The following is a 24,487-nucleotide window of genomic DNA, read 5'->3' as shown; positions in this document are numbered from 1 at the left end:
TCATCCCCAACCATTTCGCTGTGGAGGTTGCCATGTCCAACGACGAACTCGACCTGGACTACAAGGTCGTGGTGAACGACGAGGAGCAGTACTCGATCTGGCCCCAGGACCGGGAGAACCCGCTCGGCTGGCAGGACGCCGGGGCCCGGGGCAAGAAGCCGGACTGCCTGGAGTGGATCGAGCGGAACTGGACCGACATGCGGCCCAAGAGCCTGCGCAGCGCCTAGTCAAGGTCGTTCGGGACGGAGTTGGAGGTACATCTGATGTCACACGGTCTGGACGCCCGGGAAGACGGGTCGGCTCCCGTCCCGTCACCTTTCTCGCCGGACACACCCGCCGCGGCGGGTGCCGGCCGGCTGCCGCTGTCCCTGGCGCAGCAGCGGCTGTGGTTCCTTTCCAGGCTCGGGGAGTTCCGGGCCGGGTACAACATGCCCCGGGTGGTCCGGATCTCCGGACCCCTCGACCGGACGGCGCTCACGGCGGCGCTCGGCGATGTCGTACGCCGTCACGCGGCGCTGCGGACGGTGTTCCCGGAGATCGCCGGGGAGCCGTGGCAGCAGGTCGTGGCCCCCGGCGAGGCCGCCGGGCGGTTCACGGTGGAGTTCGCCGAGTGCGCCGCCGGGGAGGTGCCGGACCGGGTCGACCTGGCCTGCCGGCACGAGTTCGACCTGACCTCCGAACTCCCGGTGCGGGCCTGGCTGTTCGCGACCGGCCCGGCGGAGCACGTGCTGGTGCTGGTGCTCCACCACATCGCCGCGGACGGCTGGTCCGTCGGGCTCGTGGAGCGCGACCTCGGGACGGCGTACGCCGCGCGCCGGGCCGGCGCCGAGCCGGCCTGGCCCGCCCTGCCCGTGGAGTACCCGGAGCACACGGTGCGCCAGCGTTCGGCGCTCGGCACGGAGGACGACCCGGAGAGCCTCCTCTCGCAGCAACTCGGCTACTGGCGAGAGGAGTTGCGCGGCGCCCCACAGGAGCTGCCGCTCCCCAGGGACCGGCCGAGGCCGCCGACGGCGGGCTCCTCGCCGGCCGGGACGGTGCGGTTCGAGGTCGACGCCGACACCCACCGGGCGCTGGCGCAGCTGGCCCGCGAACACCGGGTCACGCCGTTCGTGGCGCTGCAGGCGGCGTTCGCGGCGCTGCTGAGCCGGCTGGGGGCGGGCACCGACATCCCGATCGGCTCGCCGGTGGACGGCCGGACGGACGAGGACCTTCAGGAGCTCGTCGGGTTCTTCGTCAACACCCTGGTGTTCCGGGTCGACTGCTCGGGCGACCCGACGTTCGGCGAGCTCCTGAGGCGGGTGCGGCGGACGGCCCTGACGGCGTTCGCCCACCAGGACGTCCCCTTCGACCGGGTGGTCGAGGCCGTCAATCCCGTCCGCACCGCGGCCGGCAACCCCCTGTTCCAGGTGAGCTTCTCGCTGGAGGCCGACGGGGACGGCGGCCTGGCCCTGCCCGGCCTGACGGTCACCGAGGAGCCGTTCGAGGCCGGGGCGGCCAAGTTCGACCTCAGCCTCGGCCTGACCGAACACCGCGAGAACGGGCAGCCGGCCGGCCTGAGCGGCGTGCTGGAGTACGCCGAGGACCTGTTCGACCGGGCCACGGCGCAGGCCCTGGCCCGCCGCTGGCAGCTGCTGCTCGCCGGGGCGCTGGCCGAGCCGGAGCGGCCGGTCGGCGAACTTCCGGTGATGGACGGGGCCGAGCGGCAGTGGCTGCTCGACCGGGGCAACGGGCCCGAGGGCGTGCTGCCCGAGGTGTGGCCGTCGGCGGTCGAGCGGTTCGCGGCGCAGGTCGCGGCGGTCGGCGACCACACGGCCGTCACCGACGGCACCGGCGCCCGGCTGACCTACCGTCAGCTCGACGGGCGCGCCGCCCGGCTCGCCGCGCTGCTGGCCGACGCGGGCATCCGGCGGGGCGACCGCGTCGGGCTCTGCCTCAGCCGCTCCGTCGACATGGTCGCCGCCGTGCTCGCCGTCCTGCGGCTCGGCGCCGCCTACGTCCCCGTCGACCCCGACTACCCGCCGGCCCGCCTCCAGTTCATCCTCGACGACGCCCGGGTACCGCTCGTCCTCACCGACCCCGATACCGGCACCCGCGTCCCGGACGGGCCGTGGCGCACCCTCGACGCCACCCGGACGACCGACGCCGCCGGCCCGGCGCCCGTGCGGCCCGAGCCGGCCGAACTCGCCTACGTCATCTACACCTCGGGCTCCACCGGCCGGCCCAAGGGCGTCGAGGTCACCCACGGCAACCTCGCCGTGTTCCTGGCCTCCGCGCAGGGCCTCGCGGACCCGTCCGACACCGACGTGTGGGCGCTGTTCCATTCGCTCGCCTTCGACTTCTCGGTCTGGGAGATCTGGGGCGCGCTGGCCTTCGGCGGCCGCCTGGTCGTCGTCCCCCGCGAGGCGGGGATGGACCCGGACGCGCTGCACGGGGTGCTGGCCCGCGAGGAGGTCACCGTCCTGAACCAGACGCCGTCCGCCTTCCGGCAGTTCGTGGCCCGGGAGGAGCGGCACCCGCTGGGCGCGCTGCGGCTGCGGATGGTCGTGCTCGGCGGCGAGGCGCTCGACCTCGCGACCGTCGGCAAGTGGCAGCGCCGGTACCCCGCGGACAGCACCCGACTGGTGAACGTCTACGGCGCCACCGAGACCACGGTGTACGCGACCTGGCGGGTGATGGCCCCCGTCGAGACGGGCCCCGGGGCCGAGGGGAACGTCTCCCCCATCGACGGGACCATCCCGGGCTGGCGGCTGGTCGTCCTGGACGCCCGCGGCGAGCCGGTGCCCACCGGGGTCGTCGGCGAGATCCACATCGGCGGTCCCGGCGTGGCCCGCGGCTACCTCGCCCGCCCCACGCTGACCGCCGAGCGCTACCTCCCGGACCCCTTCGCCGCCGAACCCGGCGGCCGGCTCTACCGGACGGGCGACCTGGGCCGCTGGAACGCCGCCGGTGAACTCGAGTACTGCGGCCGCACCGACGACCAGGTCAAGATCCGCGGCTTCCGCATCGAACTCGGCGAGGTCGAGGCCGCGATCGGCCGGCACCCGTCCGTCCAGGGCGTCTCCGTGGTCGTCCGCGAGGACACCCCCGGCAACCGGCAGCTCGTCGCCTACGCGGCCTGCCCCGACGGGACGGACGCCCGCGAACTGCGCGACTTCACCGCCGGCCACCTGCCCGCCTACATGGTCCCCGCCGCGATCGTCGTCCTGGAGACGCTGCCGCTGACCCGGAACGGGAAGATCGACCGCGCCGCCCTGCCCGCACCGGAGATCTCCGCCGGGTCCACCGGCCGCGAACCCGCGAACGCGACCGAAGAGGCCCTGTGCGGGCTGTTCGCCGAAGTCCTCGACCTGGAGCGGGTCGGGGTCGAGGACGCCTTCTTCGACCTCGGCGGACACTCGCTGCTGGTCATCCGGCTGGTGGACCGGATCCGCTCCGCCCTCGGCGTGGAACTGTCCATCCGGGCCGTCTTCGAGGCCCCGACCCCGGCCGGCCTGGCCGCGACCGTCGCCCTCGGACAGCAGGCCCGCACGGCCCTGCGCCCCGCGGTACGCCCGGAGCGCCTGCCGCTGTCCTTCGCCCAGCGCCGCCTGTGGTTCCTCAACGAGCTCGACGGCGGGGCGGCCTACAACATCCCGTACACGGCACGCGTTTCGGGTGCCCTGGACGTCGAGGCGCTGAACGCCGCCCTGGCCGACGTCGTCGACCGGCACGAGGCGCTGCGCACCGTCCTGCCCAACGAGGACGGCCGGCCCTGGCAGAAGGTCCTGCCCGGCCGGGAGGCCTGGACGGACCTGACCGTCACCGACACCACGCCGGACGCGCTGGACGCCGAGCTCGCCGAGGAGTGCGGGCAGGTCTTCCGGCTCACCACCGAACCCGCCCTGCGCGCCCGCCTCTTCCGCCTCGCCCCGGACGAGCACGTCCTCCTGCTGGTCATCCACCACGTGGCCTGCGACGGCTGGTCGCTGGAGCCGCTGCTCGACGACCTCGCCGAGGCGTACGCGGCGCGCCGCACCGGCACGGCACCGGCCTGGCCGCCGCTGCCCGTTCAGTACGCCGACTTCACGCTGTGGCAGCGGGACCTGCTCGGCGCCGAGGACGACCCGGCGAGCCTGCTCTCGCAGCAGACCGAGTACTGGCGCCAGGCCCTGGCCGGCATCCCCGACCAGCTCGCGCTGCCCTTCGACCGGCCGCGGACGGGCACGGTCAGCCTGCGCGGCGGGGAGGTCGCGGTCGAGGTCGGCCCGGCGCTGCACGCCGCACTGGCCGCCGCCGCGCGGGCCCACGACTGCACCGTGTTCATGGCGCTGCAGGCCGCGGTGGCCGTGGTGCTGTCCCGCTCCGGCGCCGGGCCGGACATCCCGCTGGGCACGGCCACCTCCGGGCGCGCCGACGCCGTGCTGGACGGCCTCGTGGGCTTCTTCGCCAGCACCCTGGTGCTGCGCACCGACGTCTCGGGCAACCCGACCTTCGCCGAACTCCTCGGCCGGGTCCGGGAGGCGGACCTCGGCGCCTACGCCCACCAGGACGTCCCGTTCGAGACCCTGGTCGAGGCGCTCAACCCGGCCCGCGTGCCCGGCGCCAACCCACTGTTCCAGGTGAGCGTCTCCATGCTGAACAGCATCAGCGCGGAGCTCGCCCTCCCGGGGCTGGCGGTCGCCTCCCACGACCTGAGCATGGGGATCTCGGCCTTCGACCTGTCCTTCGTGTTCGGCGAGCGCCCGGGTGCCGACGACGCGGCCGGGCCGGCCACCGGCCTGGTCGCCGCGATCGGGTACGACGCCGACCTGTTCGACCACGCCACCGTCGAGGGCATCGCCGACCGGCTGGTGCTGGTGCTGGAGGCGATGGCCGCCGATCCGGCCCGCCGGGTCGGCGAGGTGGAGCTGCTCTCCGCCCGGGAGCGGCAGCAGGTCCTGCGGGACTGGAACGACACCACCACCGAGGTGCCGGCGGGGACGGTGCCCGAGCTCTTCGCCGCCCGAGCCGCGCACACCCCCGCGGCCCCGGCGGTACGGTACCTCGACACCGAGCTGACGTACGGCGAACTCGACGCCCGCGCCAACCGGCTGGCGCACGAGCTGATCGCCCGCGGCATCGGGCCGGGCCGCCTGGTGGCCCTCGCGCTGCCCCGCTCGGAGCAGGTCGTGGTGGCCCTGCTCGCGGTCCTGAAGGCCGGGGCGGCCTACCTCCCCGTCGACCCGTCCTACCCCGCCGACCGCGTCGCCTTCATGCTCCAGGACGCGGCCCCGGCCTGCGTGCTCAGCACCGGGGAGGTCGCCGCCGGACTGCCCGGCGGCCCCGGCCTCCCGGTCCTGGCGCTGGACGACGAGCAGGTGCGGCGCTCGGTCGCCGACCGGCCGGCCACCGCGCCCGCCGACGCGGACCGGACCGCACCGCTGCTCCCCGCCCACCCGGCGTACGTCATCTACACCTCGGGGTCGACGGGCCGCCCGAAGGGCGTGGCGGTCTCCCACCGCGGCATCCCCAGCATGGTGCGCGCCCAGGCCGCGACGCTCGGCGTCGACGGCGACAGCCGGGTGCTGCAGTTCGCCTCGATGAGCTTCGACGCCTCCGTCTGGGACACCTGGATGGCGCTGCTGACCGGCGGGTGCCTGGTCGTCGTTCCCGAGTCCGACCGGATCCCGGGGCCGACCCTGGCGGACTTCCTGCGCGTCCACGGCATCACCCACGCCACCCTGCCGCCCGCCGTCGTCCTCGCCACCGAGTTCGACGAGGACGTCGCCGGGGTCACGCTGATCACCGCCGGCGAGGCCTGCACGCCCGCCGTCCTCGACGCGGCCCGACACTTCGCGAAGGTGGTCAACGCCTACGGGCCCACCGAGTCCACCGTGTGCGCGACCATGCGCACCGTCGACGGGGTGCCGGAGGCCGTCCCGATCGGCCGACCGGTGGCGAACACCCGGGTGTTCGTGCTGGACGCGCTGCAGCGCCCCGTCCCGCCCGGCGTGCCCGGGGAGCTGTACCTCGCGGGGGCCGGGCTGGCCACCGGGTACCTGAACCGACCCGCGCTGACGGCGGAGCGCTTCCTGCCCAACCCCTTCGGCGCGCCCGGCGAGCGCATGTACCGCACCGGGGACCTGGTGCGATGGACCGCGGACGGCGAGCTGGTCTTCCTCGGCCGGACGGACGAGCAGATCAAGATCAGGGGCTTCCGCGTCGAGCCCGGCGAGATCGAGGCGGTGCTCACCGGCCACCCGGAGGTCGCCCACGCCACGGTGATCGCCCGCGAGGACCGCCCGGGGGACGTCCGGCTGGTGGCCTACGCCGTCCTGGCGGCCGGTCAGGAGCCGCAGGACCGGGACCACCCCGCCGCACTGCGGCGGTACGCGGCCGAGCACCTGCCGGAGTACCTCGTCCCCGGCGACGTGGTGGTCCTCGACCACCTGCCGCTGACGCCGAGCGGGAAGCTGGACCGCAAGGCCCTGCCCGCGCCCTCGGCGAACAGCCCCGCAGGGGCCGGCCCGGCCGACGGGGACGCCCCGGACGACCCGCGCGTGGCCGTCCTGGTCCGGCTCTTCGCGCAGGAGCTCGGGCTGGACCGGGTCGGCCCGAACGACTCGTTCTTCGAGCTGGGCGGTCACTCGCTGCTGGCGACCCGGCTGACCGGCCGGATCCGCGCCCTGCTCGGCGCCGAGATCGGCATCGCGACGCTGTTCGAGGCGCCCACCGCCGCGGGTCTCGCGGCCCGGCTGGACGAGGCCCCGACCGACCCGTACGCCAACGTCATCGAACTCCGGCGCGGCCGGGCGGGCAGCCGGCCGGTCTTCTGCATCCACCCCATCGGCGGGCTCAGCTGGTGCTACAGCTCCGTCCTGCCCCACCTGGAGCGGGACCAGCCGGTCTACGGGATCCAGGTGACGGAGAGCCACGGCCGCTTCAAGGCGGTGGAGTCGTTCGACGCGCTGGCCCGGCGCTACGCGGACCTGATCACCGCGACGCACCCCGACGGCCCGTACGTCGTCATGGGCTGGTCGCTGGGCGGGGTCCTGTCCTACGAGGTCGCCCGCCTGCTGGAGTCCTCCGGGCGGGCGGTCGACCTGGTCGTCCTCTACGACGCCTGGCCGTACGAACGGCCGGTGACGTCCGAGGACTTGGAGGGCGACTTCGCCGCGTGGGTGACCGGCGAGGTCATCGCGGGCCCGTCCGCCGACGGCGCCCTCGACGCCCGCCAGAGCCGGGCCCTGGTCCGCGCGGCCAAGGGTGTCGCCGCCCTCCTCGGGCCGCCGCACCGGGACGGCTACCACGGGCGGGTCCTGAGCATCGCCGCCGCCAAGACCGTCGCCGAGCGGGGCTCCGCGGAGGAGGCCTGGCAGCCGTACCTCACCGCGGCCGAGCACCACGTGGTGGACTCCGACCACGACGCGATGATGACGCCCGTCGTCATGGCGCAGTCGGGGCCGCTGGTGACGGCCGCCCTGAAGGCCCTGCGGGACGACCCTGCGCCCACGCAACCGGCGGGAGCGGGGGCCCTCCGTGACTGACCACCGTGCCCCCGACCTCGACGTCGACCCCGACGTCGACCCCGACCTGGACATCCCGGACCCCCGCGATCCGCGTCCGCTCGGCGACGACCGCCTCGTCTTCATCCGCCCGGTGCTCGAACCGGGCGGGAAGGTCGTCGCCGGGAACTTCTCCTACTACGACGCCTCCGAGGACACCGCCGGATTCGAGGAGGCCCGGGTCCGCTACGCGTTCGGCACCGAGCGGCTGCTCATCGGCCGCTTCTGCTCCATCGCCGCGGGCGTGACCTTCGTGATGGCCGGCGCGAACCACGTCTTCGACGGGCCGACGGGCTACCCGTTCTTCAGCTTCGAAGGCGACTGGCGCGACGGCCTGATCGACGACCTGATCGCCCGGGGGCCGGCCCGCAAGGGCGACACCCGGATCGGCAACGACGTCTGGATCGGCCGCGGCGCCACCATCATGCCCGGGGTGACCATCGGCGACGGCGCCATCATCGGCGCCGGCGCCCTGGTCGCCTCCGACGTGGCGCCCTACCGGATCGTGGGCGGCAACCCGGCCCGGGTGATCCGCGCCCGCTACGGCCCCGAGGACGTCGAGCGGCTGCTCACGGCCCGCTGGTGGGACTGGCCGGTGGCGGCCGTCTCCCGGCACCTCCCGGAGCTGGTCCTCGGCCGGCCCGAACAGATCCTGTCCATCGCGCGGGCCGAGCAGCTGCTCGGCCCGGCGCCGGCCACCACCCAGGCTCCGGCCACCACCGAGGGGAGCGCATCATGACCACAGCGACCGGGAGCCGCAGCGCCCCGCCGGCGGTCGACCTCGCGGACCCGGCCCTGTACGGAGCCGGCGACCCGGAGGCGGTGTGGGCCGGACTCCGCCGCGACCACCCCGTCCACTGGAACGACTCCCCGGACGGCAGCGGCTTCTGGGCCGTCTCCCGGCACGCCGACGTCCAGCGGGTGCTCAAGGACACCGCGACCTTCACCTCCGCCCAGGGCATGCGGATCGGCCACAACCCGACCGCCACCGCCGAGGCCGCCGGGAAGATGCTCATCGTCACGGACGCGCCCCGACACGCGAAGATCCGGCGGGTCATCAGCTCCGCGTTCACCCCGCGCATGGTCGCCCGCCTGGAACAGAACATGCGGACGATCGTGCGCGAGGAGCTGGAGCCGGTGCTGGCCGGTGAACCCTGCGAGTTCACCGACTTCGCCGCCGTCCTGCCGGTGGCGGTGATCTGCGACCTGCTGGGCGTACCGAAGAGCGACTGGGGGTTCATGCTGAACTCCACCCGGGCCGCCTTCGGTGCCTCCGACGTCGACCCGATCGCCCGGCTCGAAGCACACGCCGGCATGCTCGCCTACTACGCCGACCTCGTCGACTTCCGCCGCGAGGAACCGGGCGAGGACGTCATCAGCGCCATGGTGAACGGCCTCGTCGACGGCGTGCCGCTCACCGACGAGGAGATCTTCCTCAACTGCGACGGCCTCATCTCGGGCGGCAACGAGACCACCCGGCACGCCACCGTCGGCGGGCTCCTCGCCTTCGCCGCCCACCCCGACCAGTGGCGGCTGGCAGCCTCCTCCCCCGACCGGATGGACGGCGTCGTCGACGAGATCCTGCGCTTCACCAGCCCGGCGATGCACGTGCTGCGCACGGCCGCCCGGGACGTCGAGATCGCCGGCCGGCCGATCCGGGCCGGCGACCCGGTGACGGTCTGGATGCCGTCGGCGAACCGGGACGAGACGGTCTTCGAGGCGCCCGAGCGCTTCGACGTCCGGCGCACGCCCAACCCGCACGTCGCCTTCGGCGTGGGCCCGCACTTCTGCCTGGGCGGGGCCCTCGCCCGCACCGAACTCCGGGTCCTGTTCTCCGAGTTGCTCGCCCAGGCCGGAAGCGCCGAACCGGCCGGCCCGGCCCGCAGACTGCACTCCAACCTCATCTGGGGCTACGAGTCCGCGCCGGTCCTGCTGCACCGCCGTGACGGCCGGGAGAGGCGGTGAAGCCGCTAGCGGACCCCCGGTTCCGCCGCCTGCTCATCGGCCAGGCACTCTCGGGCTTCGGCAGCAGCGCCCTGTACCTGACCCTGGGCATCTGGGCCAAGGACCTCACCGGCAGCAACGCCGCCGCCGGCGGGGTCGAGGCCGCCCTCGGCGCGCCCATGGTGCTGTCGCCGCTCTTCGGCCACCTGGCCGACCGGGTGCGACGGCGCCCGCTGCTCATGGTCACCAACGCCCTCATGGCGCTGGCCGTACTGTCCCTGCTCACGGTGCACGGCGGCGAACAGCTCTGGATCATCTACCTGGTGGCGGTCTGCTACGGCGTGGCCTTCGGCGTCCTCGGCGCCGCATCGGCCGGAATCCGCCGGGACCTCCTCCCCGACGACCAGCTGACCGGCGCCAACGCGATCCTCCAGACGACCGGTCAGGGGCTGCGCATCATCGCCCCGCTGGTCGGCGTGGCGGTCTACGCGGTTTCCGGCGGCGGAACGCTCGCCGTGCTCAACTCCCTGACCTTCCTGGCCGCGATCCTGGCGCTCGCCGGCCTGCGGGTCGAGGAATCGGTCGGACCGGAGCCGTCCCACGAGCCGTTCCTCCGCAGCGCCCTGGCGGGCATCCGGCACATCAGCGCCACACCGGTGCTGGCCCAGATCGGCTACGCCGCGGCCTGCGCGTTCTGCGTCATCGGCCTGAGCCAGACCGTCATGTTCGCGGTCGTGGACGAGGGGCTGGGCCGGCCGCCCTCGGCGCTCGGCACGCTCAACGCCGTCCAGGGTGTCGGCGCGGTGGTCGGCGGCCTCACGGTCTCCGCGCTGATCCGGCGGGTCGGCATGGCGCGCACCGCCGGCCTCGGGATCGGCGCGTTCACGGTGGCGGCGCTCGCCTACTGCGTGCCGCACCTGGCGTTCGTCGTCGCGGGCGAGGTCGCGGACGGGATCGCCATCACCTGGATCATGGTGGTGCTGTCGTCCGCGGCGCAGCTCCACACGCCGTCCCGGCTCCAGGGCCGCGTCAACGCCATGTGCACGATGCTGGTGCTCGTCCCGCAGTCGCTGTCGCTCGCCGCCGGCACGGTCCTCATCGACCGGTTCGACTACCGGGCGCTGCTGATCGTGATGGCAGCGGTCACCGCGGCCTGCGCCGCCGTGCTGGTGCTGAGGCCGACCGTCGCGCTCACCGAGCGGACGTTCGTGACCTCGGCGCCGCTCGAACCAGCGAGCCGGGACACCGCCAACTCCGGCCCCGCGGCGCAGCACTGAGGCCGGCGACCGGGCCTGGACGTTACTCCCCCACGGAGTGGCGGCCAGGCCCGCACGCTGTTCAGGTCCTCGACCACCGCGCCGGGCGCACCGGCCGTTCGGGGCAGGTCGTCGGTGCTGCCCCATCCACCCGAACAGCCCACTTCCCGGGCGCCCGGCCCGGCTGGTCCCTAGGGTCGGGCAGCAGGCGTTCGACGCCGCCCGGCAGGCCCTCGATGCGATGTCCTTCGCAAGTCGTCCCGCGTCGATTCGCCCCAAGCCACCAGGAGAGACACGTGACCACACGATCGGAAACACCCGTACTCGACACCCTGGCCGCCATGACGGTCGACTCGGTCGAGCGATGTGACCTGCCCCCGGACATCCTCATCCTCACGCGCATCGCCGCGCTCGCCGCCATGGACGCGCCCCCGGTGTCCTACCTCGCCCACATCGAGCCCGCCCTCAGGGCCGACGTCACCGCAAGCCAGCTGCAGGACGTCCTGGTCGCGATCGCCCCCATCGTGGGCACCGCCCGCGTCATGTCCGCTGCCGGCAACATCGCCGCAGCTCTCGGCATCGCCATCGCCGTCGCCGAAGAAGAGGAAGCCGAGGGCTTGGCGTAGGCGCACTGCTCACGACTTCACCGACCGCGCCGGCGACCACCCCCGGCGCGGTCGACGCACCAACAAAAAGGCCGCCTCCGCATCTCTGCGAAAACGGCCCACGCCCTGCATAAAAGCTGATTCGAACAACAGGATTTGTACCTGCGCCCCCGACACCTCAGTGGTCCCGTTGTCTCCCGACCGAAAGGCCGGGTGGGGATTTCGCGATCACGAGTCGCAGAATCAGGGCTCCTGCTCCACTAATCTGCATATCTACCTCCTCGCGATCGTCCTGCCGATAAGTTCTCCGGCACCTTCCAGGTTACTCCGACAAATCGCGCATTCGGGCCCGCCAGGTGCACGAATAAGAACATCTCACCCGTTCTCGGGCTGTTCGCCACTGCGAGGTAGACCGGGGATCGCAATGGACGCTGCCTAGATCCAACCTGGCTTGGGTGTCGCGCGGTGGGAGCCGGTGCGATGCTGAGACAGGGACAACGCCGGAACACCCCGCAGGTCGCGGTCGCCGGAATCCTGGAACCCGCCTACAACGTCGCCGGCGACAGCGACGGAGTCGTCGAGGAGCACCAGTCAGGCGGGGAACAGTTCGGCGAGGAACGGCTCGTCGCCACCATCGAGCGCGTCGGACCCGCCGGCGGGGGCGTGCAGGAGATGGTGCGGAGCCTTTCCCACAGCCTGATGCGGGAACGGGGCGGGACCACCACCGATGACGCGAGCCTCTTTCTGGTCGAGTGGCGCGGCGGCACCGCCGATCACCTCGCCATGCCAGAACTGTAGGCGGCCGCCGGCAGAGACCAGCCGCAGCCCGCCTTCACGGGGACGGCGCTCGACCGACAGCGACCCATCGGCCGCCTCCTGCTCACCTTGGAGGCCAGGGCTGTGGCCGGAGTACGGTGAAAGAACTCACCGTCCACGGCCTGCGGATCCCTGCGGTGCCCTGGCGGCAGAACCAGGCCGTTCACAAACGAGCCCAGGACAGGTGTTCGACATGACCGCGACCTCCGATCCCACCGCTGCCCAGCCACCGGGGCCAGAACCGCCGGTCCGACTCTCACTGACACCCAAGGGCGCCACCCCGGGGCGGCTGGACGGTGCCTGGTGGCCCCGCTCGCACGACCTCATGCGCGAACTCCCCCCACTGGCGGCAGCCCTGGACCCCACGTGGGGGAGGATCACCCGCGTCACCGTGAATCCGACGCACTGGCCGGTGATCCCCCGGCGTGTCCCGGTCGCAGGCCACGTCATCCATGTCGGGTGGTTCGAACAGGAGCAGGACGCGGACGAGGTGATGGTGTGCTCCTTCACCCCTCTGAATCTGAAGCTCCTGGTGATCCCCCCTGAGGCCGAGGCCTCCGCCGCCGAGTGGCTGATGACAGCGGCGTCCGACCCGGCCAACACGCGCACCGGCACCGACCTCCTGACAGCCGCGGGCGTGCCGACCGCAGACCCGCGGGCAGGCGCATGAGAACGCCCGGCAGCGGACGACACCACGCGGTTCGCCGCCGGACCCGACCCTGACTCCCTGCCGTCGGCTTCCGCTCTCGCCGGCGCCGCGGATCAGACGGACAGGTGCACGGACGTCGCGGGCACGTGCCACCCGTTATCCCGTGAAGCTGCTCCTCCGCGGCGGCTCCAAGTCGTGAACGCCACCTGGCACGCCGGCAGGAACCAACAGCCCTCGAAGGAGGCCGAAGATGGCACTGGTGCTGTTCCTGATCATCCTGGCGATCGTGCTCGGCATCGTCGGCGCCGTCGCCGACGGCCTGCTCTACCTGCTCTTCATCGGCATCGCCGTGCTACTCATAGCCATGATCATCTCTGCCGTCCGGTTCCGGCACGGCGGAAGCTACCCCAACCGATGAGCCGTCCGCCGGCACTCCCCCGGGCACGGCCGACTCCGCGTACGGGAGAGTGAGACCCGAGCCGAGCCGCACGGACCTCACAACGATCTCGCTCACGACGCTCCTCCTCGTGCCTCCCTCCGTCCGGCCTGATGCTCGGCACCTTCACCGGCAACGTCTGGACCGGCGAGCACACGCCGCGCCGGCCGCCGGTGCCTCCCCGGGCCGGACGGCGGCCGTCAGCGGCGGAGCACCCGGCGGGCCGGCAGGTTGCCCGCGTGCGGCGTCTGCTGGGCGTCCACCGGCAGGATCTTGAGGTGCTTGGGGTTGTCGGTGATGTCGTCGGGCGTGCCGTAGAGGCCGGTGGTGTCCTTGAGCTTCAGCAGTTTCGCCTGCTCCAGCACCGAGAGATTGAAACGCAGCCGAGGCCCGACATCGCATCGGGCCCGGCTGACGCCCAGTGCGCACCGGCGAGCACGGTCCGCAGGGACCCGGGCGGTGGCGTCGCGCGCCGTGCCGCCCGGGTCCGTTCGGGTGCCGGGGATCAGCTGGCGGTGATCGCGGTGTCGTCGATCACGAAGCTGGTCTTGAGGGAGGAGTCCTCGGTGCCGGTGAACTTGATCGTGACGGTCTTGCCCTGGAAGGCCGACAGGTCCAGCGTGCGCTGGACGTAGCCGGACGTGGCGTCCGCGTTGGAGTACGTGGCCAGGGTGGTCGCCGTGGTTCCGTCTACGACCTGGACCTTGAGGGTGTCGTACGCCGTGGTGCCGGTCTCCCCAGTGACGATCTTGATCCAGTAGGAGAGCTTCGGCGCGGTGGCGGTCGCCGGGATGGTCACCGTCTGCGCGAGCGTGTCGGTGTGGGCGGAGCCGTAGCCGTTCAGCCAGGCGTAGTACGAGCCGGTGTGCGGCAGCTGGCCCGCGTCCTTGGTCACGACGCCGGAGGTCGAGGTCCAGGAGGTCGCGCCGGACTCGAAGCCGGGGTTGAGCAGCAGGTTGCCGCTCGGAGCCGGGGGCTCGGTGGAGCCACCGCAGGTGGTGGCGGTCGGGGCGACGGAGACGGCGCTCCAGGCCTTCTCGACGGCGGCGCACTGGGTGCTGCTCGCGCCGTACAGGTCCTTGGCGGCCTTGATGGTGGCGGTGCGGGCACCGGGGTAGTTGGTGTTGGAGGTCATGTAGGTCGACAGGGCGCGGTACCAGATCTTGGTGGACGCGTCGTTGCCTATACCGGTGACGGTGGAGCTGTTGCAGGTCGGGCTGTTGCCCCACTGCGACTGGCCGGAGCCGGCGGCGAGCAGGTAGAAGAAGTGGTTGCCGACGCCCGAGGAGAAGTGCGGGTCCAGGCCGGCGGTGCCGGTCGACCAGCACTTGACCGAGGCGCCGTCCTTGCTGGGGTCGTCCATCCAGCGCAGCGGCGTGCCGTTGCCGTTGATGTCGATCTTCTCGCCGATGAGGTAGTCGGGTGCGTCCGCCGCGTTGTTGGCGTTGAACTCGACCATCGTGCCCATGATGTCGGACGTGGCCTCGTTGAGGCCGCCCGCGTCGCCGCTGTAGACCAGGCCGGCCGTCGCGGCGGTCACACCGTGGCTCATCTCGTGGCCTGCGACGTCGATCTCGGTGAACGGCTTGGAGCCGACGGCGCCGTCACCGTAGATCATCGAGAAGCTGTCGTCGTCCCAGCCGGCGTTGCCGTAGTTGGTGCCGTAGTGGACGAAGGAGCGGGCGCCGACGCCGTCGTTCTTGATGCCGTTGCGGCCGAGGACGTTCTTGTAGAAGTCCCAGGTGGCCTGGATGCCGTAGTGGGCGTCCACGGCGACCGTCGCGCGGTCGGTCAGGGCGTTGTTGCCCCAGACGTTGTCCGTGTCGTTGAGGGCCACGCCCCAGCCGGCGGGCGGGGAGTCGTTGGCGACGGTCTTGTTCTGCGCGTCCCGCGTCTCGCCGTTGCCCCGGGCGGAGTCCTTGAGGGTGTAGCCGGCGGTGGAGTTCTGGGTCGTGCTGACGGTGACGTTGCCGACCTGGTATCCCTTGCCCGTGCCGTCGGCGGTCGCGGCGGCGAGCGCGGCGGCCGGCTGGGCGGCGGGTGCGGCGGCGGTCTTGCGCTGCACGCCCTCGTGCAGGAACGCCGAGAAGGTGTCCCAGCTCTCGCCGGTGTCACCGGTCTTCGCGTCCACCAGGACGTGGAAGTGACTGGGCGACTGGTCGGGGCCGGTGCCGTTGACCACGACCTCCCAGACCAGCTTCGGGGTGGCCGCGGTGGCGTCGACCTTCAGCACGGCCGTGGCGTCGCCCTTGGCGCCGCGGAAGAGCTTGACGCCCTTGGCGATCGCCTGCCGATCGGTGACTGAGGGGGTCACCGAGAGGCTGAGCGGCGCTTCCAGGGTGAGGGTGGTGGAGTCCAGCCGGCCTCCGGGGGTGGAGTGGACGATGACGTCACCGCCCCGGACCGGCAGTCCCTGGTAGGTGCGGTTGAAGTGGACGTGGCGGGTGCCGTCGGGGTCCACCTGGACGTTGGCGGCCTGGAACTCGTCCTGGACGCCGGCCTTGACCGCGTGGGGGTTGGCGGCGATCTGGTCGGCAGCGTCCTGCAGGGCCCTGCTGTTGGGGGCCTTGGGCTCGGGGCTGGTGGCGGGTGCGGCGGACGCGGTGACGCCCGCGCCGACTATCACGAGGCTGCTGACCACGAGGGTGAGCGAGCCGTTCAGAAGGGATCTCTTCATAGCGCCGAAGCGTGCTCCGACATATGAATGCACGTCAACGCATACCAATTCTGTGGAAATTCACAGATTTCCATCGGCCGGCCAACTGAACGGACTCAACCCTGGATGTCACCTGGCAACACAGCCCCCAACCTGGAAGTTTGCACCTGGCGGCCCTCACCGCCCCCCTGGCCGCCCAGGGCCAGCACGTGATCCATCTCACCGCGGCCAGAGGCCTCCTGAAAGGGGGTGACCTCACACCACAGCAGGCGGATCGCCCCAGAGTTCGAGCGGTCGTCGCAGGTGGCGGGCCGGTCGGGGTGACAGCCCAGCGGCCTGATCACCGGCGGCCGGCTCGGTGACATCGTGGGCCGCAAGCGGATGTTCCTGATCGGCGCGCTCGGCTTCACCGCGGCCTCGCTGCTCTGTGCGGTTTCCTGGTCGCCGGGGATGCTGATCGGCGCGCGCGGACTGCAGGGCCTGCTCGGTGCGGTGATGACCCCTCAAGGCCTCGGCATCATCAAGGAGATGTTCGACCGTCCCGAGACCGGCCGCGCGTTCGGCCGGTTCGGCCCGGTGATGGCCCTGTCGACCGTGGGCGGCCCGATCCTGGCCGGAGCCCTGGTCGATGCCGACCTCGTCGGCTCCGCTGGCGGACCGCCGAGCGCCGGCTCGTCAACGCCGCACTGAGCAACTCGTTCGGCTTCGGCGGGCACAACGTCGTCCTCGCCTTCCGCACCCCCTGAGAATCGGCGCCGGGTGTCCGTCGATCAGCGCCGGGCAGGACAGCCGGATCCTCATCTCACCGGCTCGGCGGAGGCCGAGCAGCGGGATGCGGCGGCGGACTGACAAGGCGTCCGGCTGCCCGGATCGACGTTCGCACCCCTCACGCCGCGTGTCCGACCGGACCCGGCGCCGAGTCGACCTCGGCGATGAGCAGGGCCACGTCGTCCTCGTCGTCGTCCGCCCGCCGCAGAGCGGTCAGCAGACGGTCGCAGGTTGCTTCCAGCGGGAGCCTGGGCCCGCGGAGCAGGCTCATGAGGGCATCGAGGCGCGTGTCGATGGCCTGATCACGAGTCTCCACCAGGCCATCGGTGTACAGCAGCAACCGGTCACCGGGCGCCAGCTCCACGCAGGAGGACTCGAACGGGACGCCTCCGACGCCCAGCGGCGCGCCCGGGGGCAGCTCCAGCAGCACCGGGGCCCGACCGGGGCGGTCCAGCACCGGGGGCGGATGGCCGGCCAGCGCGATGTGGCACCGCCTGCCGTGCGGGTCGTAGACGACATAGACGCAGGTGGCGATGGTCTCGTCGAGTTCGGCGGTGACGCGGTCGAGGTGGTGCAGCACCTGAGCGGGGTCCAGGTCGAGATCGGCCAGGGTGCGGGTGGCGGTGCGCAGCTGGCCCATCCTGGCGGCGGCGTTGATGTCATGGCCCATCACGTCGCCGACGACCAGGGCGGTCTTGTCGCCGGCCAGCGTGATGGCGTCGAACCAGTCACCGCCGGCCAGCGCGGCGCGTCCCGCGGGCTGGTACCGGGAGGCGACCTGGAGACCGACGGGCCGCGTGGGCACGTGCGGCAGCAGGTGGCGCTGCAGGGTCAGGGCCGTGTTGCGTTGGCTCTGGTACCAGCGGGCGTTGTCGATGCACACGGCGGCGCGGGCGGCAAGCTCCTCGGCCAGCACGATGTCGTCCTCGCCGAAGGGCAGCGGATCACGCACGCGCTTGAGGTCCAGGGCGCCGAGCACCTCTCCGCGGGCGATCAGCGGCACCGCCAGGTAGGAGCGCAGGCCCGCTCGGGCCAGCACGGCCGCGGCCTCGCCGTCTCGGGCGATGCCCGGCAGGTCCTCGCCCGCCACGTGGGCCACGAGCACCGGACGGCCGGTGGTCACGCACCGGGTGACCAGGCGGTCGGCGTCGTACTTGGCGATCTCCCCGACCGGGTCGGCGGCGCGCAAGGCGTCGGAGGGGTAGGCCGCCGCGACGGCCAGGGCCCGCAGGGTCACCGGCCCCGCGACCGGTCCGTGTGTGGGCGGGCGTCCACACAGGACCGAGTCGAGAACGTCGACCGCGGCGACGTCGGCGAGGTCGGGGATGACGAAGTCGGCCAGTTCCTGGGCAGTGCGGCCGAGGTCGAGGGTGGTGCCGATCCTCATGGACGCCTGGGCGACCAGTGCCAGTCTCTGTCGGGCGCGGGCGGCCTCGGCGGCCGCGCGGTGCTGCTCGGTGACGTCCACCACCGCGACGGCCAGGCCGATCACCCGCCCGGCTGAGTCCTCCAGCCGGAAGTACGACGCTCGCCAGGCGTGGTCGCTGTCGGGATCGGCACGCGTGCGGCCGACCGTGAACTGATCCACCAGCGGCTTGCCGCTTGCCAGTACCTGGCGCATCGCGGACTCGACGACCCCGGTGTCGAGGAACGGCAGCGCGTCGCGGACATCGCGACCGAGGTGCTGCTCGGCCGGCAGGCCGTTGATGCGCTCCAGCGTCGGGTTGACCAGGACGTACCTCAGGTCGGTGTCCAGCACCGCCAGCCCGATCGGGGACTGGGCCACCATCCGCGCCGACAGGGCCAGATCGCGCTCGACGCCACGTAGCGTGGCCTCGTCGGTGGCGATCCCCAAGGCATAGAGGCGGCCGCGCTCGTCCTGCAACCGCATGTTGCGGAACTCCACCAGCCGGGTGCTGCCGTCCTTGTGCCGCACCGGGAACACCCCCGCCCAGCGCCCGCCGCCACCCATCACCTCGGCGAACAGCTCAAGGATCAGACCCCGGTTCTCTTCGGCGACCAGCAGCTCGGCCGCGTACCGGCCAAGCGCCTCCTCGGCGCTCCAGCCGAAGAGATCCTGAGCCTGCGGGCTCCACAGGGCGACCCGCCCATCCGCGTCCAACACCGCTGCGGCCACACCCAGCAGGTCCAGCAGGCCACCGGGCGCGGACGCGGCAGCCCGCACCGTGCCCGCCAGGGGCCGGCCCGCATCGGAGGCGCACATTCCCGGCCTTCCTTCCGCCCGCCACCGATACTGGCGGCCTCGTCCGATCCAGCCCCGTCGTTCGACCTCGCCTTCCGTCTCGGTGCCCTCCATCGTCTCTCCGCGAAGGGCCGCCGGACAGCTCAGGCACCCTCGCCCGCCGGCAGGTGCACGATTTCCCGCATCAATGACGCGCGTGACCATCGACCGTGAACCGGGCTGGACGGCGGTCGTCCCGCGCTCGGGCGAGCGTGTTCTCGTGCGCTGAGGACTCAACCGCTCTCGACGACCGCGACGGCGCCCAGCCCACGCACGACCGGCTCCCCGCCCGGCCACGGCGCCGAGGGGCCCTCGTGATCGAAGGTGATCGCGGCCGTCCGGCCGAAGCCGGCCCGGACACCGGCCGCCGTGCCCAGTGGCGTGCCGGCCAGCAGAACCGAGCGCGCCGGTGCGGTCTGCAGCAGTCTCAGCGCCAGCTCGTACAGGCCCGGGTCGGGCGGTCCGGCGAGCCCGTAGTGCCCCGCGTCCCCGGCGTCCACACAGACATCCACCAGGTCGGCCAGCCCGGCACGGTCGAGCATGAGCGCTCCGCGCCGGCTGGTGGAGACCGCCGCCGTCCGGATCCCGGCGGTGCGCAGGGCGAGCAGCAAGGAGGCCCCACCTTTGCGCGGCAGTACGCGCTCCGGCCGACCGACCGCTCGGACGCCCCCGACCCGCGCGAGCCTATGGCGCTTCTGTTCCGGGATCTGCGCACGTCACCGGCGGGTCTGCCGGAGCGCGAGGCGGTCCGGCGCCAGGCCGTGTACGGTCCCAACACCCTCGCCCGGCGCGGCGGGCGTCGCCGGCCTCGCGAGCTCGCGCAGCAGTTCACGCACCCGCGGCTTCGGTCAGGTCCGCGTCGGCGGGGACGATGTCTCCTTCGGCGAGCAGCAGAACGTCCCCCGGCACCACGGCGGCGGCCGCCACCTCGCGCTCCCGGCCGTCACGCAGTACCCGGGCCGCAGGGGCGGAGAGCGTCGAGAGGGCTGCCACCGCGTTGTCCGCGCGGACCTCCTGGGCGACGCCCACGGCGGTGTTCACACGACGACGAGGCCGATCACGATCGCATCGGCGTGGTCGCCGGTCGCCACGGTCAGCACCACGACGGCGAGCAGCACCAGGATCAGGGGGTCGCGCAGCTGTGCGGCGACTCTGGGCCACAGCGGCGGGCTCGGCGCCGCCCCGACCGTGTTCGGCCCGTGCTCCGTCAGGAGCCGGGCCGCCTGCTCCTCGGCCAGACCGGCCGGTCGGCTGACCGCCCGTATCACGTGGTGTCTCGGGCGACCGGCTCAAGGCCACCCTGGTCAAGCCGGAACGGCGGGTAGGAGTCGGTCATCAGGGCCGCGTATGCGGCCACCCGGAGCACCCAGCGGTTCAGACCGACGAGGAGATCGAAAATGCCCGGCGGGTAGCGCGTGGTGACGGCCAGCGCCGCCCCCGCGAACAGTGCCAGTAGGCCGATCAGCCCGCCACCACCCCACCGCTCGTGGAAACCGCCCACGAAAACACCGACCACCAGGTAGTGCGGCAACGCCAGGAGCCACCACTTCACGAGCACCAGACCGCGAGAGAGCTCCCCGGGGTAGGTGACGTCCAGCGTCGCCGGGTAGTCGGGCTCCGCACCAAGGCTGAACGGCGGATAGCGGTCGGTCCCGAGCCCGCCGTAGGCGTAGTAGGACACCCGCCACGACCAGCGCAGCACACCCAGATTGAAGCCGAAGATCCCGCGCGGGTAGCGGCCGGTGAACAGGATCGCGAAGAACGCGACCACGGTCAGCAGGACGAAGGCCACCCACAGGAAGCACAGGACGATCCAGTGCGGGATGACCAGGATCCACTTGACCAGCCAGAGCCAGCGCGAGATCGGAAGGTCCAGTCGGGCCTCCACCCGGACGGGCGAGGTATCGGTGACAGCCACGGCGATCTCCTCCGGAGCGGCACACCGGATGGCGGCCCTTCCCAGTCGGTGGCAGGGAGGCGGATCCGGTGCGGCATGTTCTCGGACACCCTCATGGTCTCTCCGGACGCACGGCCCGGCAGGGCGGTCGGCCCCGGGCGACTCGGCCGAGGCCCGAGCGGCGGAGTGCGTCACGTCGTGGTGGGGCGGAGAGTTGAAACAGCCGTGGGTGGTCCCTGCCGTCCAAGCCTGCGGCCGTCCGCCGGCCCGCTCGGGAAGCGAGGTACGCGATGGAGAGGGACGTCCCGGCGTCACGCCGGATCGTGGTCGGGGTGGACGGCTCGCCCTCCTCCCGACAGGCGTTGCGCTGGGCGGTCGGGCAGGCACGGCTGACCGGCGACGACGTGGAGGCGGTGCTCTGTTGGGTACTCCCGGCCATGTACGGGCGCGCCCCGGTGTCGGTGGATCGTGAGCTCGGCCATGCCGCCGAGAGAGTGCTGGCCCAAGCGGTCACCGAGGCGGTCGGCGACGATCGGCCGGTCGAGATCCGAGAGACGGCCGTACTCGGCAACGCCTCCGAGGTCCTGGTGGAGAGGTCGTACGGGGCCGATCTGCTCGTGGTGGGCAGCCGTGGCCACGGCGGCTTCGCCGGCGCCCTGCTCGGCTCCGTGGGCCAGCACTGCGCGCAGCACGCCTCGTGCCCCGTCGTGGTGGTCCGCGGCGATGATGGCTGACGACCGCGTACGGGGGACATACGGCGGGCGTTGTGGGGCCGGTGGGCCCAAGACGGCGGCTCGGCCTGCGAAGCATGATGGAAGCCGCAGCAAGGCCGGCCCCCGCCCGGACCGGGCAGGGGCATCCCGCCGCGGCCCGCGCCAGCCGCCGTAAGCGCGTACCGGTCCGACCGGCCCAAGGAGCTGTCAACGATGACCGAGCAACCCCTCACCCCGGAGCAGCTGCGGTTTCTTGCTGCTGCGGCCGGCGCTGCGCCGTCCCTGCACAACAGCCAGCCCTGGCGCTTCCGCCCCATGCCCGACGCGCTCGGCATGCGGGTGTACGCCGACTTGGACCGTGCCGTGCCGATCACCGACCCGGACGGTCGGGCCCTGCACATCTCGGTCGGCGCGGCCCTGTTCAACCTGCGTGTCGCCGGCCTCCGGCTCGGACGCGATCCGGAGGTTCGACTCATCCCCGACGAGGCGGAGCCGCTCCTGGTCGCGACAGTCCGCCTCGCCCGCCCGTCGTCGGCATCGCTTCCCTTCGGCAGGGACCTCTTCGAGGCCATCGGGCAGCGCCACTCCAGCCGTCAGCCGTTCGCCAACCGGGACGTCCCCGAGGTGCTACTCGGCGAGCTGATCGCGGCGGCCCTCGACGAAGGCGCGGTGCTGTCCCCGCTGGAGGAGGCGGGAGTACGGCGGGTGCTGGCCCTGACCCACGACGCCGAGCGGCGCACCGGAACCGACCTGGCACGGATGGCCGAGACCCGCGCGTGGCTGCGGCTGGAGAAGCCGGCGGCGGACGGCATCCCGGCGGCCGCGCTGGGCCCGCAGGACCACGACGCCCACGTGCCCATGCGGAGCTTCACCGACCGGACACCATCCACCACGGCGTCCCAGCGCTTCGAGGCACTGCCCCAGCTCGCCACGTTCACCACGCACGGTGACCGGCCCGCGGACTGGCTGCGCGCGGGCCAGGCGATGGAGCGGGTGTGGCTGCTGGCGACGGCCCACGGCGTGCGCATCTCGGTCCTGCACCAGGCCGTCGAGTGGCCCGACACCCGCTGGGGCCTGCGCGACCCGGGCGAAGGCCCCGGGCACGTCCAACTCGTCCTGCGACTCGGCTACGGCCCGCCCGGGCCCGCCACCCCGCGCCGCCCGGTCGACGAGATCCTCGACCTCACCGGCCACGCGGGCGCGGTCGGGTAGGGGAGTCGTGATGCTGACGCGCTGTACTGCCGGGGACGTGACGGCCCGCGCCTGGCGATGAGTGAGGACCGGCCCGCCCTCGGCGCCATCCGAACACAGGCATCGCGGCCAGCTCAGGTACCGGCCGAGGTGCGCTCGACGGTGAGGTCGAGGAAGTGGCCCACACCGTGGGTGCCGATCTTGTCCCAGCACTCGGGCTCGGTGAGGTGGAACAGCAGCGGGCGAGGCCCGGCCTCGGGTTCTCCGGGCGGGGTGTCGGCACGCCCGTCGACCAGCTCCGGGTAGGTGAGCCGCAGGGCGGCGGCGATCCGCAGGAAACCGCCATCAGGTGCTCCAGGTACCGAGGGGCCATGGCCGCGCGGTGGGCCAGCATCCGGTCGGTCAGGCCGAGCTGGTCGCGGCGCTCGGTGATCCGGCGCGCGACATCCGCAGGATCGGCGCGGCGAGTCGTCTCGATGTCGCGGTTCTGGTTCACGATGGCTCCTTGGTTCACCCGGTGCCCGTCGCACCGCCCGGGGCAACGACCTTGATCACGATCCGGTGCCGGGCCCGCATCAGCAGACCCTGCCCGGCCGTGCCGCAGTTGCTCGCAGCAGGTCCCGCAGCAGACCGAAGTCGACGGCCTGCGGCCTCCGGAAGCGCAGACACCCCTTGCCCATGTCCTGCTCGGCCAGCCGTTCGGTGAACGCCTCACGGACGTCACTGCGCATCAGATAGAAGGAGATGTACCGCTTCTGGTTGGCGAAGGCGATCTCGGCGACACCGTCCCGCTCGTACGCAGGCATACCGTGGGCCATGACCTCAGCGAATCCCGCCAGCTCCTGACGGCACAGTCGCCGCAGCTCAGCCAGTGCGTCCTGACGCTCATCGGACACCTCGGCCAGGTAGCCGTCCACATCCTTCGCTGCGCTTTGCACCATTCCAAGAGGCTATGTCGCGTTCCTGACCTTGAGCAAGGATTTCAAGCACTCCCTAGGTTTCGGGGTCGAGGACATCGGCGGCCGGCAGCCGGGGCGTGGCAGTTCCTTCCGGGCCGTAGCCGAGGCGGACGAGCATCTGCACGTACTCGGGCCGTAGGTGGGGCTCCCGGGCGGCCCAGCGCAGGTCCGGCCACTCCATCACCTGGTGGAACAGCGAGGCCCGCACCTGGTGGACGGTGGCCGCCAGCAGGACGTGTTGCAGGGCGAGCCCGGTGCGCAGCCAGTCCTCGGGGCGGTCGTGCTCGGTGGTGAGCACGACGATGCGCGGCTCGTGCTCGAACGTGGCGGGCGGCCGGTGCTCGGCCGGGCGGATGGCGGCGAAGTCCCGCATGGGGAGCCGGCCGTCCCGGTCCTGCGGGCCGAGGGCCCGCACCGGGATGCCGTAGGGCGGCGCGTCCCCGCTCCGGATCCAGTTGCGGCTCTCGGTCCGCTGGGCGGGGTCCGTGGTGTTGCGGCGTTCGGCCTCGGCGGTGAGTTCGAGCAGCCGGGCCGTCTCGTCCGCGCCGGGGAGGCGGAGGGTCGTCTCCTCCGCCCGGGCCGCTGTCACCAGCTGGTCGAGGACGTCCGCCGGGACGGGTACGCCGGTGAACGGGGTGCGGATGGAGTGGCGGCGCCAGATCGCGTCGTACAGGGCCTCCGTGCCGGGGAGCCGGACCGGGGACGTCCCGTCCAGCCGGACGGTGGCGAACAGATCGGGGTCGGCGGGATCGGGCAGCAGCCACAGCTCGGGCGCCCAGCCGAGGTGGCGCGCGGCAACCCGCAGGTTGAGCACCGCGGCACCGACGGAGAT

At 72.7% G+C, this 24,487-nt stretch carries 20 protein-coding genes and 2 pseudogenes; 13 read left to right on the top strand and 9 right to left on the bottom strand.

From position 1 onward, the window contains the following. The first annotated feature begins 32 nt into the window (after positions 1 to 32). The 9 genes from ACZ6NC_RS31945 to ACZ6NC_RS31905 all read left to right on the top strand — a co-directional run bounded on the left by ACZ6NC_RS31945 (position 33) and on the right by ACZ6NC_RS31905 (position 13,211). Entirely contained in the window at positions 33 to 227 is a 195-nt protein-coding gene (locus tag ACZ6NC_RS31945; protein ID WP_465737341.1) for an MbtH family protein, read from the top strand. 36 nt (positions 228 to 263) lie between these two features. Continuing rightward, entirely contained in the window at positions 264 to 7,505 is a 7,242-nt protein-coding gene (locus ACZ6NC_RS31940; protein WP_465737340.1) for an amino acid adenylation domain-containing protein, read from the top strand. Next, positions 7,498 to 8,262, top strand: coding sequence for a CatB-related O-acetyltransferase (locus ACZ6NC_RS31935; protein WP_465737339.1), 765 nt, complete (start codon positions 7,498 to 7,500; stop codon positions 8,260 to 8,262). Before ACZ6NC_RS31940 ends, ACZ6NC_RS31935 begins: the two co-directional genes overlap by 8 nt. Beyond that, a complete protein-coding gene (locus ACZ6NC_RS31930) occupies positions 8,259 to 9,488 on the top strand; it encodes a cytochrome P450 (RefSeq protein ID WP_465737338.1) in 1,230 nt (409 codons plus the stop codon). Before ACZ6NC_RS31935 ends, ACZ6NC_RS31930 begins: the two co-directional genes overlap by 4 nt. Continuing rightward, positions 9,485 to 10,744, top strand: coding sequence for an MFS transporter (locus tag ACZ6NC_RS31925; protein ID WP_465737337.1), 1,260 nt, complete (start codon positions 9,485 to 9,487; stop codon positions 10,742 to 10,744). The genes ACZ6NC_RS31930 and ACZ6NC_RS31925 overlap by 4 nt, the downstream gene beginning before the upstream one ends. Positions 10,745 to 11,019: 275 nt before the next feature. After that, positions 11,020 to 11,349, top strand: coding sequence for a carboxymuconolactone decarboxylase family protein (locus ACZ6NC_RS31920; RefSeq protein ID WP_465737336.1), 330 nt, complete (start codon positions 11,020 to 11,022; stop codon positions 11,347 to 11,349). A 459-nt stretch (positions 11,350 to 11,808) separates the two neighbouring features. Continuing rightward, on the top strand, positions 11,809 to 12,126 hold the full coding sequence (locus ACZ6NC_RS31915; protein ID WP_465737335.1) for a SpoIIE family protein phosphatase: 318 nt from the start codon (positions 11,809 to 11,811) through the stop codon (positions 12,124 to 12,126). Beyond that, a complete protein-coding gene (locus tag ACZ6NC_RS31910; RefSeq protein WP_465737334.1) occupies positions 12,056 to 12,814 on the top strand; it encodes a DUF5994 family protein in 759 nt (252 codons plus the stop codon). The genes ACZ6NC_RS31915 and ACZ6NC_RS31910 overlap by 71 nt, the downstream gene beginning before the upstream one ends. A gap of 229 nt (positions 12,815 to 13,043) precedes the next feature. Further along, positions 13,044 to 13,211 (top strand): hypothetical protein, encoded by a 168-nt coding sequence (locus tag ACZ6NC_RS31905; RefSeq protein ID WP_465737333.1) that lies wholly within the window; start codon positions 13,044 to 13,046, stop codon positions 13,209 to 13,211. Positions 13,212 to 13,429: 218 nt separating this feature from the next. Here ACZ6NC_RS31905 and ACZ6NC_RS31900 read toward each other — a convergent pair whose 3' ends face one another. Together ACZ6NC_RS31900 and ACZ6NC_RS31895 are read right to left on the bottom strand one after the other, a co-directional pair. Continuing rightward, on the bottom strand, positions 13,430 to 13,594 hold the full coding sequence (locus ACZ6NC_RS31900; RefSeq protein WP_465737332.1) for a MetQ/NlpA family ABC transporter substrate-binding protein: 165 nt from the start codon (positions 13,592 to 13,594) through the stop codon (positions 13,430 to 13,432). 140 nt (positions 13,595 to 13,734) lie between these two features. Next, on the bottom strand, positions 13,735 to 15,906 hold the full coding sequence (locus ACZ6NC_RS31895) for a M4 family metallopeptidase (RefSeq protein WP_465737331.1): 2,172 nt from the start codon (positions 15,904 to 15,906) through the stop codon (positions 13,735 to 13,737). A gap of 312 nt (positions 15,907 to 16,218) precedes the next feature. On the opposite strand from ACZ6NC_RS31895, the pseudogene ACZ6NC_RS31890 reads away from it, so the two are divergent. Then, positions 16,219 to 16,533, top strand: a pseudogene (locus ACZ6NC_RS31890) (MFS transporter); the annotation flags it as partial. 238 nt (positions 16,534 to 16,771) lie between these two features. Here the strand turns inward: ACZ6NC_RS31890 and ACZ6NC_RS31885 are convergent. Then, positions 16,772 to 18,877, bottom strand: coding sequence for a SpoIIE family protein phosphatase (locus tag ACZ6NC_RS31885; protein WP_465737330.1), 2,106 nt, complete (start codon positions 18,875 to 18,877; stop codon positions 16,772 to 16,774). 251 nt (positions 18,878 to 19,128) lie between these two features. Further along, positions 19,129 to 19,602 (bottom strand): HAD family hydrolase, encoded by a 474-nt coding sequence (locus ACZ6NC_RS31880; RefSeq protein ID WP_465737384.1) that lies wholly within the window; start codon positions 19,600 to 19,602, stop codon positions 19,129 to 19,131. On the opposite strand from ACZ6NC_RS31880, the pseudogene ACZ6NC_RS31875 reads away from it, so the two are divergent. Then, positions 19,582 to 19,674: pseudogene (locus ACZ6NC_RS31875) on the top strand (cation-transporting P-type ATPase); the annotation flags it as partial. The gene ACZ6NC_RS31880 and the pseudogene ACZ6NC_RS31875 overlap by 21 nt on opposite strands. Positions 19,675 to 19,723: 49 nt before the next feature. On the opposite strand, the gene ACZ6NC_RS31870 reads toward ACZ6NC_RS31875, so the two are convergent. From ACZ6NC_RS31870 to ACZ6NC_RS31860, 3 genes are read right to left on the bottom strand one after another with little or no spacing between them, the layout of a single operon-like run. Further along, positions 19,724 to 19,936: a P-type ATPase actuator domain-containing protein gene (locus ACZ6NC_RS31870; RefSeq protein ID WP_465737329.1), complete on the bottom strand. Its 213-nt coding sequence runs from the start codon at positions 19,934 to 19,936 to the stop codon at positions 19,724 to 19,726. Then, the gene (locus ACZ6NC_RS31865) at positions 19,933 to 20,163 is read right to left on the bottom strand and encodes a cation-transporting P-type ATPase (RefSeq protein WP_465737328.1); all 231 of its coding nucleotides are present in this window, start codon (positions 20,161 to 20,163) and stop codon (positions 19,933 to 19,935) included. Before ACZ6NC_RS31865 ends, ACZ6NC_RS31870 begins: the two co-directional genes overlap by 4 nt. Then, the gene (locus tag ACZ6NC_RS31860) at positions 20,160 to 20,813 is read right to left on the bottom strand and encodes a DUF4389 domain-containing protein (protein ID WP_465737327.1); all 654 of its coding nucleotides are present in this window, start codon (positions 20,811 to 20,813) and stop codon (positions 20,160 to 20,162) included. The genes ACZ6NC_RS31865 and ACZ6NC_RS31860 overlap by 4 nt, the downstream gene beginning before the upstream one ends. Positions 20,814 to 21,082: 269 nt before the next feature. On the opposite strand from ACZ6NC_RS31860, the gene ACZ6NC_RS31855 reads away from it, so the two are divergent. Further along, positions 21,083 to 21,526, top strand: coding sequence for a universal stress protein (locus ACZ6NC_RS31855; protein WP_465737326.1), 444 nt, complete (start codon positions 21,083 to 21,085; stop codon positions 21,524 to 21,526). Between the two features lie 192 nt (positions 21,527 to 21,718). Next, on the top strand, positions 21,719 to 22,717 hold the full coding sequence (locus tag ACZ6NC_RS31850) for an Acg family FMN-binding oxidoreductase (protein WP_465737325.1): 999 nt from the start codon (positions 21,719 to 21,721) through the stop codon (positions 22,715 to 22,717). A 554-nt stretch (positions 22,718 to 23,271) separates the two neighbouring features. Here the strand turns inward: ACZ6NC_RS31850 and ACZ6NC_RS31845 are convergent. After that, positions 23,272 to 23,637: an iron chaperone gene (locus tag ACZ6NC_RS31845; protein ID WP_465737324.1), complete on the bottom strand. Its 366-nt coding sequence runs from the start codon at positions 23,635 to 23,637 to the stop codon at positions 23,272 to 23,274. Between the two features lie 52 nt (positions 23,638 to 23,689). Then, positions 23,690 to 24,487, bottom strand: a 798-nt coding sequence (locus tag ACZ6NC_RS31840) for an Acg family FMN-binding oxidoreductase (protein WP_465737323.1), incomplete at its 5' end; no start/stop codon positions are given.

It is taken from the genome of Kitasatospora sp. NPDC041988, from assembly GCF_055588525.1.
This window is presented reverse-complemented; position numbering and strand designations above follow the sequence as displayed.